Annotated in this window: 14 protein-coding genes; 10 read left to right on the top strand and 4 right to left on the bottom strand. The window is 70.5% G+C overall.

Annotated features, from left to right (window positions below; genetic code table 11):
- Positions 1–23 precede the first annotated feature (23 nt).
- Together hemB and aroE are read left to right on the top strand one after the other, a co-directional pair.
- Positions 24–1,013, top strand: a complete 990-nt coding sequence (hemB, locus tag H5368_RS10225; protein WP_182824263.1) for a porphobilinogen synthase — start codon at positions 24–26, stop codon at positions 1,011–1,013.
- A gap of 110 nt (positions 1,014–1,123) precedes the next feature.
- On the top strand, positions 1,124–1,963 hold the full coding sequence (gene aroE, locus H5368_RS10220; protein WP_182824262.1) for a shikimate dehydrogenase: 840 nt from the start codon (positions 1,124–1,126) through the stop codon (positions 1,961–1,963).
- A gap of 31 nt (positions 1,964–1,994) precedes the next feature.
- On the opposite strand, the gene H5368_RS10215 is transcribed toward aroE, so the two are convergent.
- Complete coding sequence (locus tag H5368_RS10215) at positions 1,995–2,531, bottom strand: gamma carbonic anhydrase family protein (RefSeq protein ID WP_182824261.1); 537 nt, start codon at positions 2,529–2,531, stop codon at positions 1,995–1,997.
- A gap of 54 nt (positions 2,532–2,585) precedes the next feature.
- On the opposite strand from H5368_RS10215, the gene xth reads away from it, so the two are divergent.
- Positions 2,586–3,359, top strand: coding sequence for an exodeoxyribonuclease III (gene xth / locus H5368_RS10210; RefSeq protein WP_182824260.1), 774 nt, complete (start codon positions 2,586–2,588; stop codon positions 3,357–3,359).
- An 89-nt stretch (positions 3,360–3,448) separates the two neighbouring features.
- Here the strand turns inward: xth and H5368_RS10205 are convergent, their stop codons facing one another.
- Together H5368_RS10205 and H5368_RS10200 are read right to left on the bottom strand one after the other, a co-directional pair.
- Entirely contained in the window at positions 3,449–3,706 is a 258-nt protein-coding gene (locus H5368_RS10205) for a GlsB/YeaQ/YmgE family stress response membrane protein (protein WP_182824258.1), read from the bottom strand.
- A gap of 110 nt (positions 3,707–3,816) precedes the next feature.
- On the bottom strand, positions 3,817–5,208 hold the full coding sequence (locus H5368_RS10200) for an AMP-binding protein (protein WP_182824256.1): 1,392 nt from the start codon (positions 5,206–5,208) through the stop codon (positions 3,817–3,819).
- Between the two features lie 111 nt (positions 5,209–5,319).
- Between H5368_RS10200 and H5368_RS10195 the strand changes: the two genes are divergently transcribed.
- The 7 genes from H5368_RS10195 (at position 5,320) to H5368_RS10165 (ending at position 12,637) form a co-directional block, all read left to right on the top strand.
- Positions 5,320–5,913, top strand: a complete 594-nt coding sequence (locus tag H5368_RS10195; protein ID WP_182824253.1) for a 4'-phosphopantetheinyl transferase superfamily protein — start codon at positions 5,320–5,322, stop codon at positions 5,911–5,913.
- A gap of 40 nt (positions 5,914–5,953) precedes the next feature.
- Positions 5,954–6,598, top strand: a complete 645-nt coding sequence (rsmG, locus tag H5368_RS10190; RefSeq protein ID WP_182824251.1) for a 16S rRNA (guanine(527)-N(7))-methyltransferase RsmG — start codon at positions 5,954–5,956, stop codon at positions 6,596–6,598.
- Between the two features lie 68 nt (positions 6,599–6,666).
- Entirely contained in the window at positions 6,667–7,455 is a 789-nt protein-coding gene (locus H5368_RS10185) for an AAA family ATPase (RefSeq protein WP_182824249.1), read from the top strand.
- On the top strand, positions 7,452–8,378 hold the full coding sequence (locus tag H5368_RS10180; RefSeq protein WP_182824246.1) for a ParB/RepB/Spo0J family partition protein: 927 nt from the start codon (positions 7,452–7,454) through the stop codon (positions 8,376–8,378). The genes H5368_RS10185 and H5368_RS10180 overlap by 4 nt, the downstream gene beginning before the upstream one ends.
- 259 nt (positions 8,379–8,637) lie before the next feature.
- Entirely contained in the window at positions 8,638–8,874 is a 237-nt protein-coding gene (gene rpmB, locus H5368_RS10175; RefSeq protein ID WP_182824244.1) for a 50S ribosomal protein L28, read from the top strand.
- Between the two features lie 13 nt (positions 8,875–8,887).
- The gene (rpmG, locus tag H5368_RS10170) at positions 8,888–9,052 is read left to right on the top strand and encodes a 50S ribosomal protein L33 (protein ID WP_078757955.1); all 165 of its coding nucleotides are present in this window, start codon (positions 8,888–8,890) and stop codon (positions 9,050–9,052) included.
- Between the two features lie 126 nt (positions 9,053–9,178).
- Entirely contained in the window at positions 9,179–12,637 is a 3,459-nt protein-coding gene (locus H5368_RS10165) for a PAS domain-containing hybrid sensor histidine kinase/response regulator (protein ID WP_182824243.1), read from the top strand.
- A 196-nt stretch (positions 12,638–12,833) separates the two neighbouring features.
- Here the strand turns inward: H5368_RS10165 and H5368_RS10160 are convergent, their stop codons facing one another.
- Positions 12,834–13,295, bottom strand: coding sequence for a hypothetical protein (locus H5368_RS10160; RefSeq protein WP_182824241.1), 462 nt, complete (start codon positions 13,293–13,295; stop codon positions 12,834–12,836).
- Positions 13,296–13,303: the final 8 nt, after the last annotated feature.

Raw genomic sequence — 13,303 nt, 5'->3', positions numbered from 1 at the left:
CTGCCGCGGCGTAGAATCCCGCCATGGCCTATCCCGACACCCGTTTCCGGCGCATGCGCCGCGATGCGTTCTCGCGCCGGCTGATGCGCGAGCACACCCTGACCGCCGACGACCTGATCTATCCGGTGTTCGTGCACGAACCCGCCGGCCGCGCGGCGATCGCCTCGATGCCCGGCATCGAACGCATGTCGATCGACGACCTGCTGCGCGACGCGGAGACCGCCTGCGAACTCGGCGTGCCGGCGCTGGCGCTGTTCCCGGTCACAGCGCCCGACGCCAAATCGCTCGATGCGGCCGCGGCCTGGGACGACGAAGGCCTCTGCCAGCGCGCGGTGCGCGCACTCAAGGCGCGCTTCCCGGAGCTGGGCGTGATCACCGATGTCGCCCTCGACCCCTACACCAGCCACGGCCAGGACGGCCTGGTCGACGACCGCGGCTACGTCACGAACGACGCAACCGTGGAAGCACTGGTGCGCCAGGCGCTGTCGCACGCGCGCGCCGGTGCCGACGTGGTCGCGCCCAGCGACATGATGGACGGCCGCATCGGCGCGATCCGCTTCGCGCTGGAAGAGGACGGCCACGTCCACACCCGCATCCTCGCCTATGCCGCCAAGTACGCCTCGAGCTTCTACGGCCCGTTCCGCGACGCCGTCGGCAGCGCGTCGGCACTCGGCAAGGCGGACAAGCGCACCTACCAGATGGACCCCGGCAACAGCGACGAGGCGCTGCGCGAAGTCGCGGCAGACCTCGACGAAGGCGCGGACATGGTGATGGTCAAGCCGGGCATGCCCTACCTCGACGTGGTGCGCCGGGTGAAGGACAGCTTCGGCGTGCCGACCTTCGCCTACCAGGTCAGTGGCGAGTACGCGATGCTCAAGGCCGCCGCCGCCAACGGCTGGCTCGACGAGCGCGCCTGCGTGCTGGAGTCGCTGCTCGGCTTCAAGCGCGCCGGGGCCGACGGCGTGCTGACCTATTTCGCGCTCGACGCCGCGCGCTGGCTGCGCGAGGGCTGACCATGCGCGGGGCCGACAGGCTGCAGGCCGCGCCGCGGCCGGCGTAGACTCGGAGCAAACGCCCGGACGCGCCTGCGGCCGGCATCGCCAAGGCAACAGGGAGGCATGGCATGAAGCATTACGCGGTATTCGGGCACCCGGTCTCGCACTCGCTCTCGCCGCGCATCCATGCCGCCTTCGGGCGCGAGACCGGCATTCCGGTGGATTACGTGGCCATCGACGCGGATGCGGACGGGTTCCGTCACGCACTGCAGGCGTTCGCCTCGCGCGGCGGCGCCGGTGCCAACGTCACCCTGCCACTCAAGCAACTGGCGCTCGACCTGTGCGATGACGTCACCGAACGCGCGCGCCGCGCCGGCGCGGTCAACACGCTGGTGCGCAACGGCGACACCTGGCACGGCGACAACACCGACGGCGACGGTCTGGTGCGCGACCTCACCGGGCGCCATGCGCTGGACCTGCGCGCGCGGCGCACGCTGCTGATCGGCGCCGGCGGCGCGGCGCGCGGGGTGGCACCGGCGCTGCTGGATGCCGGCATCGGCGACCTGTTCATCGTCAACCGCACCTCGGCGCATGCCGACGCGCTCGCCGACGGCCTGGGCCAGCCCGGGCGCGTGCACCCGCGGCACCTGTCCGACATCGGATCGCTGGGCGAGTTCGAACTGGTGGTCAACGCCACGTCGGCGGCGCGCAATACCGGGCTCATGGGGCTGCCGCGTTCGCTGGTCGGGCGGCGGATGGCGGCGGTCGACCTGAACTACGGTGAGGCGGCGGTGCCGTTCCTCGCCTGGGCGCGCGCCAGCGGCGCGCACGCGGTGGTCGACGGCCTGGGCATGCTGGTGGAACAGGCGGCACTGGGCTTCGCGCGCTGGCACGGCGTGGAACCCGAGACCGACGAGATCTACGGCGAGCTGCGTGCCGAACACAACCACCTGATCACCGCGGACTGAGCGCCGCGCAGCGGGCCGGCGACGCAGCCGCTCAGCCGGCCGCCAGGTACTCGTCCTTCAGGCGCACGTAGTGCGCGGCGCTGTACAGCAGGCCGTCCACGGCGGCATCGTCGATCATCCTCACCAGCCGCGCCGGGTTGCCGAGCCACAGCTCGCGGCTGCGCACGACCTTCCCCGGGGATACCAGCGCACCGGCGCCGACGTAGCCGTTGTCCTCGACCACCGCGCCGTCCATCACGATCGCGCCCATGCCCACCAGCGCCGCGTTGCCGATGCGGCAGGCGTGGATGATCGCGCCATGGCCGATGGTGACGTCGTCGCCGATCACCGTGGCATAGCCGTCCATGCGCGAATGCGGTCCGGCATGGCTGACGTGCACGATGGCGCCATCCTGCAGGTTGCAGCGCGCGCCGATGCGCACCACGTTGACGTCGCCGCGCACCACGGTGCCGGGCCACAGCGAGCAGTCGTCGCCAAGTTCGACGTCGCCGATGACGGTGGCGGCCGGGTCGACATAGACGCGCACGCCAAGGCGCGGGAACTGGCCGCGGTAGGGTCGGAGGCTCATGCGCGCATTCTAGCCCGGGCTATAGTCGCCGCCATCGCGCGCCGGAGCCTCGCATTGAAAATCGCCAGCTGGAACGTGAACTCGCTCAACGTGCGCCTGCCGCACCTCGAGCAATGGCTGAAGGACGCCGCGCCGGACGTCGTCGGCATCCAGGAGACCAAGCTCGACGATGCGCGCTTCCCCGACGACGCGCTGGCCGCGCTCGGCTACCGCAGCGTGTTCTCGGGCCAGAAGACCTACAACGGGGTGGCCATCCTCGCCCGCGGCCAGGCGCCCGCCGATGTGCAGATCGGGATCCCGGGGTTCGAGGACGAGCAGAAGCGGGTGATCGCCGCCACGGTCGGCGACGTGCGCATCGTCAACCTGTACGTGGTCAACGGCCAGGACGTCGGCACCGAGAAATACGCCTACAAGCTGCGCTGGCTGGCGGCGGTGCGCGACTGGCTGGCAGCCGAACGCACACAGCATCCGCGGCTGGTGGTGGTGGGCGACTTCAACATCGCGCCCGACGAACGCGACGTGCACGACCCGGCGGTCTGGAACGAGGGGCACATCCTCACCTCCACCGCCGAGCGCGCTGCGCTGCGCGCCCTGCTCGCCCTCGGCCTGCATGACGCGTTCCGCCTGCACAACGACGAGGCCGGCGTGTTCAGCTGGTGGGACTACCGCCAGGCGGCATTCCGTCGCGACATGGGCCTGCGCATCGACCTGACGCTGGTCTCCGACGCCCTGCGCGCCGAGGCCGTGGCCAGCGGCATCGACCGCGAGCCGCGCACCTGGGAGCGTCCGAGCGACCACGCCCCGGCCTGGGTGCGCCTGGGCGGTTGAGCCCTCAAGGGCGTCGGCACCCGGGGCGCCTTGAACGCACAAAAAAAGGCCCGGCAATGCCGGGCCTTTTTCACACCGACCTGGTCAGGTCAGCGCACGCTGCCACGGCGGAACAGGTTGACGATGGCCAGCAGGATGACCGCGCCGATCAGCGCAGTGATCAGGAAGCCGATCCAGCCGCCACCCAGGCCGAGGCCGATGGCCGGCAGCAGCCAGCCACCCAGGAAGCCGCCGATGATGCCGACGATGATGTTGAGCAGGAGGCCCTGCTGTCCGTCGGTGCGCATGATCATGCTGGCGAGCCAGCCGGCGATGCCACCAACGATCAGGTAGATGATGAAATTCATTCGATTCTCCAGGTGGTCACGGGGGCCGAACCCGTGAAGAGGGACGGCGCCGGCGCAGTTTCCCGGGGGTCGCGTGACGACTGCGTAGCGGCGAGGCCCTGTGGAGGGGCTCAGGCACCGCCGTGCTGGAGCAGGGCGAGCAGTGCCTCGCGCGGCAATTTGCCGGTTTCGTTGCGTGGCAGCGCCGTCACCAGGCGAAGCGGACGTGGCAGGAACACCGGATCCACGGCCTGCCGCAGCGCGGCGAGGATGGCGGCTTCGTCGAGCCCTGGCGCGACCACGGCGGCGGCCAGGCGGCGCACCCCGAAGGCGTCAGGATCGAGCTGCAGCAGGGCGGCATCGACGACGCCGGGGATCGCCAGCAGGCGGCGCGTGAGGTCGCCGAGCGAAGCGCGCTTGCCGGCGATCTCCAGCAGGTCCGACTGCCGCCCGCACAGGCGGAAGCGGCCACCGGGGCGCAGTTCGACGATGTCGGCCAATGCCACGGCGGTGGCCAGATGGGCGGCATGGACCATGGTGCGGTCGGGCCGGGGGAGCAGCTCGACGCCGGGCAGCAGGGTCCACTCCTCCTCGCAGGCGGTGCGCCGCCGCGCGAGGATGCAGGTCTCGGTGGAGCCGAACAGCTCGCGCACCTCGCAGCCGAAGCGGGTTTCCGCGGCGACCGCAAGCTCCACCGGCAGGGCCGCCGTGGACGCGACGATGCCGGCCAGCGGCGGCAGCGCGATGCCCGATTCGACCAGCGCGCGCAGGTGCACGGGCGTGGTGACCAGCAGCGGCGGCAGCGGCGCGGCGGCCAGCGCCGCGGCGATGTCGACCGGGAAGAACGGCCGTGCATCGTGCACCGCCACGCCGCCGACCAGCGGCAGCAGCACCGACATCTCCATGCCATACATGTGCTGCGGCGGCACCGTGGCCACGATGTGCGCGGTGGCCCCGGCCGGCAGCAGGTCGGCGAGCGCGGCCATGTTCTGGGCGGTGCTGGCCGCGAAGCTGCGCCAGGTCTTGTGGTTGGCCTTGGGCGCACCGGTGCTGCCGGAGGTGTAGCCGATGGCGACCACGGCATCGCCCGCCACCTGCGGCATGGCGCCACCGTGGGCGGCGCGCGGCAGGGGGTCGGGCAGGCGCAGGTACTGTGGCAGCGGCGCAAAGGCCTCGTAGCCGGCGGCATCGCTGTCGCCCAGGCAATAGCTGTCGGGGTGGTGGGCGCGGACCTCGTCGATCGCGTGGCGGGTGCGCGATGGCGGCAGCAACGTGGTCTGGCCGCGCAGCATGGCGGCGGCGAATGCCACCAGGAACGCGTAACGGTGTTCGCACAGGTTCACCGCGTACGGCCGGTCGGGCAGCAGGGCCGCCAGCGCCGTCGCCTCGGCCACGAAATCCGCCTGCGCCACGCTGCCGCCCGCGCCAAACGCCACCGGGCGGCCGGGTGCGCCGACCGCCAGCGGGGTCGCCTGGGCGCCGGCGGCTGGCTGCCGCGGATGGGTCTCGATGACAGCCGACATGTCGCTGGATACTCCCTGGCGCGCGAGCGCCCCCTGTTCGCGGCCGAAGCCCATGCAACCACGCCGTTACTTTACGCTGGCCAACCCGAGTCCCCAAGGATCAGCGCACCGATGCCGCTTGCCCCCGGCCAGCTCCAGGTCGGCCCCGTCCGCTGCGCCTGGCAGCCCTACCGGCATGGCGCGCCCGCCGAGCCGCTGGTACGCACCTGGCTTGCCGGACAACTCGGCGGCCTGCCCGCGTCGCTGGAGATCACCCGCGACACGCATGGCCGGCCGCTGCTGGGCGCGGGCCACGGCGGGTTCGACGCCAGCTGGAGCCACAGCGGCGACGGCCTGCTGATGGCGCTGGCGGCCGACGTGCGGATCGGCATCGACCTCGAGCTGGAGCGGCCGCGGCCCAAGGCGCAGGTGCTCGCCAACCGCTTCTTCGCCGCCAGCGAGGCGGCCACGCTTGCGGCGTTGCCCGACGACCGGCGCGAGGGCGCATTCGTCAGGCTGTGGTGCGCCAAGGAAGCGGTGCTGAAGGCGCACGGCCAGGGGCTGTCGTTCGGCCTGCACCGCCTGGTGTTCGCGCCCGACGGTGATGACTGGGCGCTGGTCGACTGCGATCCGGCACTGGGCGCACCCGGCGACTGGACGCTGCACGCGTTCCGCCCCGCGCCGGACTACCTGGCCACCGTCGCCTGGCGCCCGCGCTGGCCCTGAGGCACGCTGGCCGCGGGGCCGCGCCGCCTACAATGCCGGCATGACCGATCCCCGCCATTACGCCGCGCTCGAAGCCGGGCTCGAAGCCCTCGACCTCGCGCCGGCGCTCGCCGCGCCGCTGTCCGCCTACCTCGACCTGCTGGCGCGCTGGAACCGCACCTACAACCTGACCGCCATCCGCGACCCGGGCGACATGGTCACGCTCCACCTGCTTGATTCACTGGCGATGCACGCGCATGTGCGCGACATCGCCAGCCTGGCCGACCTCGGCACCGGCGCCGGCCTGCCCGGCATTCCGCTGGCGATCGCCCTGCCCGCGCTCCAGGTCACCCTGGTGGAATCCAACGGCAAGAAGGCACGCTTCCTGCGCGAGGCGGTGCGCACGCTGGGCCTGGCGAACGCGCGCGTGGCCGAATGCCGCGCCGAGGCGGTCGACCAGCCGGGGGCATTCGACGCGATCACCGCGCGCGCCATGGCCACCCTGCCCGACATCCTCGCCGCCGGCGGGCACCTGCTCACGCCGGAAGGCCGCCTGCTGGCGATGAAGGGCGCGCGGCCCGAGGCCGAGATCGCCGCGCTGACGGGCGACTGGGCGCTTGAAGCGGTGCATCCGCTCGCCGTTCCCGGCCTTGACGCCGAACGCCACCTCGTGGTGGTGCGACGCGCGGGCCCGGGCGGGGCATAATCACCGACCCGGCCGGGGTGTGGCCGGGGATCCCCGTCGTATTCGCTGCATCGAGGCAGCCGGAGCCCATGGCCCGCATCATCGCCATCGCCAACCAGAAGGGCGGCGTCGGAAAGACCACGACGGCCGTCAACCTGGCCGCCGCGCTCGCCGCCACGCCGCAGCGCGTGCTGCTGGTCGACCTCGACGCCCAGGGCAACGCCACCATGGGCAGCGGCATCGACAAGCGCGAGGTGGCCGCGTCCACCTGCGACGTGCTGCTGGAAGAGTCGAGCGCCACCGACGCCATCGTCGCCACGCCCGAAGGTTTCGACCTGATGCCCGGCAACACCGACCTCACCGCGGCCGAGATCGGGCTGATGGACGAGGAAGGCCGCGAGCAGCGCCTCAAGCGCGCACTCGACCCGCTTCGACCGAAATACGACTACATCATCATCGACTGCCCGCCGGCGCTGTCGCTGCTCACGCTCAACGCGCTCACCGCCGCCGACAGCGTGCTGGTGCCGATGCAGTGCGAGTACTACGCGCTCGAGGGCCTGACGTCGCTGCTGGCGACGATCGAGGCGCTGAAGGGCAAGCTGAACCCGGGACTGCAGATCGAGGGCGTGCTGCGCACCATGTTCGACGTGCGCAACAACCTCGCCAATGCGGTCTCGGCCGAACTCGTCAGCCATTTCGGCGACCAGGTCTTCCGCACCATCGTGCCGCGCAACGTGCGCCTGGCCGAGGCCCCCAGCCACGGACAGAGCATCGTCGGCTACGACCGCGGCTCGCGCGGCGCCATCGCCTACCTCGGCCTGGCCGGCGAGGTGCTGCGCCGCCAGCGCGAGCGCGACCAACAGGAGAAGGCGGCATGACCGCTGCAAAGAACGCGCCGGCGAAGGGCGCGGCCAAGAAGCGCGGCCTCGGACGCGGGCTGGAAGCCCTGCTCGGGCCCAAGGCCGCCGAAGCGCCGGTCCTCGAGGCGCGCCCCGGCGACACCCTGCGCACGCTGCCGGTCGATGCGCTGGCACCGGGCAAGTACCAGCCGCGGCGCTCGATGGACCCCGACAAGCTCACCGAGCTGGCGGAATCGATCAAGGCGCAGGGCGTGATCCAGCCGATCGTGGTCCGCCAGCTGCCCGACCGCACCTACGAGATCATCGCCGGCGAGCGCCGCTGGCGCGCGTCGCGCCAGGCCGGGCTTGCCGAGATCCCGGCGGTGGTGCGCGAGGTCGACGACCGCACCGTGGTCGCGATGGCGCTGATCGAGAACATCCAGCGCGAAGACCTGAACCCCCTCGAGGAAGCGCAGGCGCTGCAGCGCCTGATCGACGAATTCGACCTTACCCACGCCCAGGCCGCGGAAGCCGTCGGCCGGTCGCGCGCGGCGGTGTCCAACCTGCTGCGCCTGCTGGAACTGCCGCCCGCCATCCGCGCCCTGCTCGAGGCCAAGCGCCTGGAAATGGGCCACGCGCGGGCCCTGCTGACGCTGTCGCCGGAGCTGGCAAGCAAGCTGGCGTCCGACGCGGCCGAGCACGGCTGGTCGGTGCGCGAGGTGGAGCACCGCGCCCAGCAGTTCGCCGCCGGGCGCGTGCCGGCCAACGGCCGCAAGAAGGCCACCACCGGCAAGGCGCGCCCGCAGGCCGACATCGCGGCGCTGGAGACCGAGCTGTCGGAATCGCTGGCCACCCGGGTGAGCATCGCCCACGGCCGCGGCAACAAGGGCCGGCTGGTCATCCACTACAGCGACCTGGACACGCTGGACGGCGTGCTGGAGCGGCTGCGCGCGCAGCGCTAGGCGTTTCCGCGCCGCCACCCGGCTGGGGTGGCATTCGCAGCCAAATGGCCCATGCCTTGCAAAACAGCCCGGGTTTGCAGCAAAATGCCCGGCTCGCTGCGCCCGCCTTCCCTATGGAAGGTCCTGGCCGCCCGGAAATGCGATTCCGGCGCGCCCTGGCAGTGCCTGCAGACCCGTATCGCGTGGCATCCCCCGAGGGGTGTGCCGGGGCCGCCGTTCCCCAGGCCATGGGGTGCAACCAACACCATCGAGGTGCGTCATGTCCCGTGTATGCCAGGTGACCGGCAAGCGCGTGCAGAGCGGCAACAACGTCTCGCACGCCAACAACAAAACCCGTCGTCGTTTCCTCCCCAACCTGCACGAGCGCCGCTTCTGGGTCGCCAGTGAGAACCGTTGGGTGAAGCTGCGCGTTTCCGCTGCCGCCATGCGCACCATCGACAAGAACGGCATTGATGTCGTCCTGTCCGATCTCCGCGCCCGCGGCGAAAAGGTCTGAGGAGCACACGACAATGGCAGGCAAGCGCGACAAGATCCGTCTGATCTCCTCGGCCAACACCGGGCATTTCTACACCACGGACAAGAACAAGAAGAACACGCCGAACAAGATGGAGATCAAGAAGTACGATCCCGTCGTCCGGAAGCACGTGATCTACAAGGAAGGCAAGATCAAGTAAGGTCCCGCCGACCCGTTCCAGGAAAAGCCCGCCGCAAGGCGGGCTTTTTCGTGGGCGCCGCCCGGGCCGGTGGCGCGCCTGTCCGGTTGTGCGCCTACACTCCGGCATCGGGTTGAGGGGACGCGGATGCTGCCTGGCTGGATGCTGTTGCTGGTGTCGCTCGGCTATGCCGCGCTGCTGTTCGCGGTGGCCTGGTGGGGCGACCGGTATCCGGTGCACCTGCGCGCAGGCGGCAACTGGCTGCGGCCGCTGGTGTACAGCCTGTCGCTGGCCGTGTACTGCTCGTCGTGGACCTTCTACGGCGCGGTCGGCACCGCCGCGCGCAGCGGCGTCGGCTACTTCGCGATCTACCTCGGCCCGCTGCTGATGCTGCTGTTCGGCTGGCGCATCCTCGAGCGCCTGGCGCTGATCGCGCAGACGCAGAGCACGGTGTCGATCGCCGACTTCATCGCCGCGCGCTACGGCCGCTCGCAGCGCCTGGCGGCGCTGGTCACGCTGATCGCCCTGCTCGCCGCTGTGCCGTACCTCGCCCTGCAGTACAAGGCAGTGACGCTGAGCCTGCACGTGCTGGGGGGCGGCCGCGACGAAGTGCTGGCGCGCATCGGCGACCCGGCGATCTACGTCGCGGTGCTGATGGCGCTGTTCGCGATCCTCTACGGCACGCGCCAGGTGGACGCCACCGAGCACCGCCCGGGCATGATGCTGGCCATCGCGCTGGAGTCGATGGTCAAGCTGGTGGCGCTGATCTTCGTCGGCGTGTTCGCGATGCGCTGGCTCGGCGCCAACAACCTGCCGCTGGCCGATGCGACGCGCGCGCTGGTCGACAACGCGCCCCCGGTGGGCTTCATCGGCCAGACCCTGCTCGCCTTCACCGCGATCATCTGCCTGCCGCGCCAGTTCCACGTGGCGGTGGTGGAATGCGTGAACGTGGCCGACATCCGCCGCGCGCGCTGGATGTTCGGCAGCTACCTGATCCTGGTCTCCGCGGCGGTGCTGCCCATCGCCGGTGCCGGCGTGGCGATGTTCGGAAGCGACGGCGCGGTCGCGCCCGACACCTTCGTGCTGGCGCTGCCGCTGGCCGAGGGCAACGACATGCTGGCGCTGTTCGCCTACGTGGGGGGATTCTCGGCGGCCACCGGCATGGTGATCGTGGCCTCGGTGGCGCTGGCCACCATGGTCAGCAACGACCTGGTGATGCCGCCGCTGCTGGCGCGCGGCTGGGCGCAACGCCACGGCGGCAACGTCGCCTCCACCGTGCTGTGGATCCGCCGCGTGGCGATCGTGTGCTTCGCCGCCATGGCCTACGGCTACTACCGGGTCAGCGGCAGCGACACCACGCTTGCCGCCTACGGCCTGATGTCGTTCGCGGCGGTGGCGCAATTCGCGCCGGCGCTGATCGGCGGCCTGTACTGGCGCGGCGCCAGCCGCCAGGGCGTGGAGGCGGGCCTCCTGCTCGGTTTCGGCATGTGGGTCTACACCCTGCTTCTGCCCACGCTGACCGATGCCGGCTGGTTCGATGGCACGTGGCTGGTCGCCGGCCCGTTCGGCATCGACTGGCTGCGCCCGCGGCAGATGTTCGGCCTGGCCGGCTGGGATGCGCTGACCCACGGCACGTTCTGGTCGCTGCTGGTGAACATCGGCACGCTGTTCCTGGTGTCGGCGCGCTGGCGGCCCGGCTTCGAGGAGCGCCTGCGCACCGCGCCGTTCCTGGATCCGTATTCCACCGCGCGCGAACCGCTGGGCAGCGGCGTGTCGCACAGCGGCGTGCTGGTCGGCGACCTGCTGACGCTCGCCGGGCGCATCGTCGGTGAAGCCACCGCGCGCCGCGCCTTCGACGACCACGCGCTGGCCAGCGCGCGCGACCTGCAGCCCGCCGCCGCCGCCGACCGCAGCTGGGTGCAGTTCACCGAGCGCCTGCTGGCGGCGGCGATCGGCGCGTCCTCGGCGCGGCTGGTGCTGACCAGTGCGCTCAAGGGTTCGGGCATGGACGTGGCCGAAGTGGTCGCCGTGCTCGACGAGGCGGGCCAGGACCTGCGCTTCGACCGCGCGATCCTGTCCGCCACGCTCGACAACCTCGACCAGGGCGTGAGCGTGGTCGACCGCGGCATGCGCCTGGTGTCGTGGAACCGGCGCTACCTGGAAATGTTCGGCTACCCCGACGGCATGCTCTACGTCGGCCGCCCGGTCGCCGACCTGATCCGCTACAACGCGCTGCGCGGCGAGCTCGGCGGCGGCAACCCCGACGTGGAAGCGGAGATCGCCAAGCGCGTCGACTACATGCGCGCCGGCTCGCCGTACGTATTCGAACGCGTGCGCGCATCGGGCCAGGTGGTGGAGATGCGCGGCCAGCCGCTTCCGGGCGGCGGCTACGTGACGAGCTACAGCGACGTCACCGAGTACAAGCGCGTGGAAGGCGCGCTGCGCGAGGTCAACGAGACGCTCGAACAGCGCGTCGCCGAACGCACCCGCGAAGCCGAGGCCGCGCAGGCGTCGCGCACGCGGTTCCTGGCCGCGGTGAGCCACGACGTGCTGCAGCCGCTCAACGCCGCGCGCCTGTTCGCATCGGCCTTGCGCGAAAGCGATACCGTCGCCGAGCAGCGCCACCTCGCCGAACGCGTCGACACTTCGCTGCGCGCGGCGGAGGAACTGCTCGAAGGCCTGCTCGACGTCTCGCGCCTGGACGCCGGCGCGCTGCAGCCGCAGCTCGCCAACTTCGACGCCACCGAGCTCATGGAGCAACTGGTCGCGCAGTACGCGCCGCTGGCGGCGGCCCGCGGCATCGACCTGCGCGTGCACGGCGCCCACCTGCCGGTGCGCAGCGACGGCCGCCTGCTGCGCCGCGTGCTGCAGAACTTCCTGGCCAACGCGCTGCGCTACACGCGCGAGGGCCGCATCGTGCTCGCAGCGCGGCCGCGTGGCGACGAGGTGGAACTGCAGGTCTGGGACACCGGGCCGGGCATTCCCGACTACCACCTGCGGCAGATCTTCGAAGAGTTCTTCCGCCTCGAGCACCCCGGCAGCTGGGACGAACAGGGCCTGGGGCTCGGGCTGTCGATCTGCCAGCGCATCTCGGCGGTCCTCAACCACCAGCTGGACGTGCGCTCGCGCACCGGCCGCGGCAGCATGTTCTCGATCCGCGTGCCGCGCGCCGCGCATGCCGAGCCGACACCCGAACCCGTGCAGGGCGGTGGCCTGCCCGATTCGCTGGCGGGCATGCGCGTGCTGTGCGTCGACAACGACCCCGACATCCTCGCCGGCATGGCGGTGCTGCTGGGGCGCTGGAAGATCGAAGTGCTGCGCGCCAGCACCGTGGACCAGGCGCTGGCGCAGATGGCCGGCGAACCGGACGTGCTGCTGGTCGACTACCACCTGCACGACCGCCTCGACGGCCTGGACACGCTGGATGCGCTGCGCGAGCACGCAGCGCACCTGCCCGGCGCGCTGGTCACCGCCGACGGCAGTGACCAGGTGAAGCGCGCCGCGCGCGCGCGCGGCTACCGGGTGCTGACCAAGCCGATCAAGCCGGCATCGCTGCGTGCGTTCCTGGCGGCGCAGCGGAGCGCGCACGCGGGGTCTAGTCTCTAAAGCCGGTTAGCGGCGTACTGTTTAGCGCGCGATTCTTTGTGCTGTCGGCAAACCGATGGAGGTACTACCACATCAGCATCACGTTACGTACTTGCTGAGGGAGCCTTCCAACATCCTATGCAAGCTATTGCGCGCCAGATCACTGATTCCGCAATTCATAATCGGTCTTTGAGGCATCTACGAAACCAAGGACGACTCAGTCAACTGCATCTTGTGCTTTGACTTCCAGAATATAGCTTTCGGGTATGCCCAAGCTGTTTGAAACATGCGTCCAGCCAATTAATCCGGCGTCTTGGTCTATGTAAAACAAGAACATTGATTGGCGCTGAAATGAAGCTATGACTGAAACCTCAGTAGCCCCGCCGAATGAAACCCGCTGTTTCCCCAAGTAAGTAAAGCCAAACTCTCCGTCGAACCACCAGGGCACATCTATTGCTCTTGGCGCTTGAAGATTGAAGTAGTCCGATTTCAAACATTCCACAGTCCCAGCCGCCTCGCACGGCCGCAAAGCAACCATGTCAGAACCAAGCCTCATGGTCCGTCGTCGAGAACTGATAACAGCATCCATGCCGTCCGTATGACGTGGCGTTGAGTACAGATAAACCCTGTCAGCCCCGGCATCCTCGACGTCCGCCCCTGCATGGGCACCGCCGGACATGCAAAGAA

It is taken from the genome of Luteimonas sp. MC1782, assembly GCF_014164605.1.
Taxonomy (GTDB): Bacteria; Pseudomonadota; Gammaproteobacteria; order Xanthomonadales; family Xanthomonadaceae; genus Luteimonas.
This window is presented reverse-complemented; position numbering and strand designations above follow the sequence as displayed.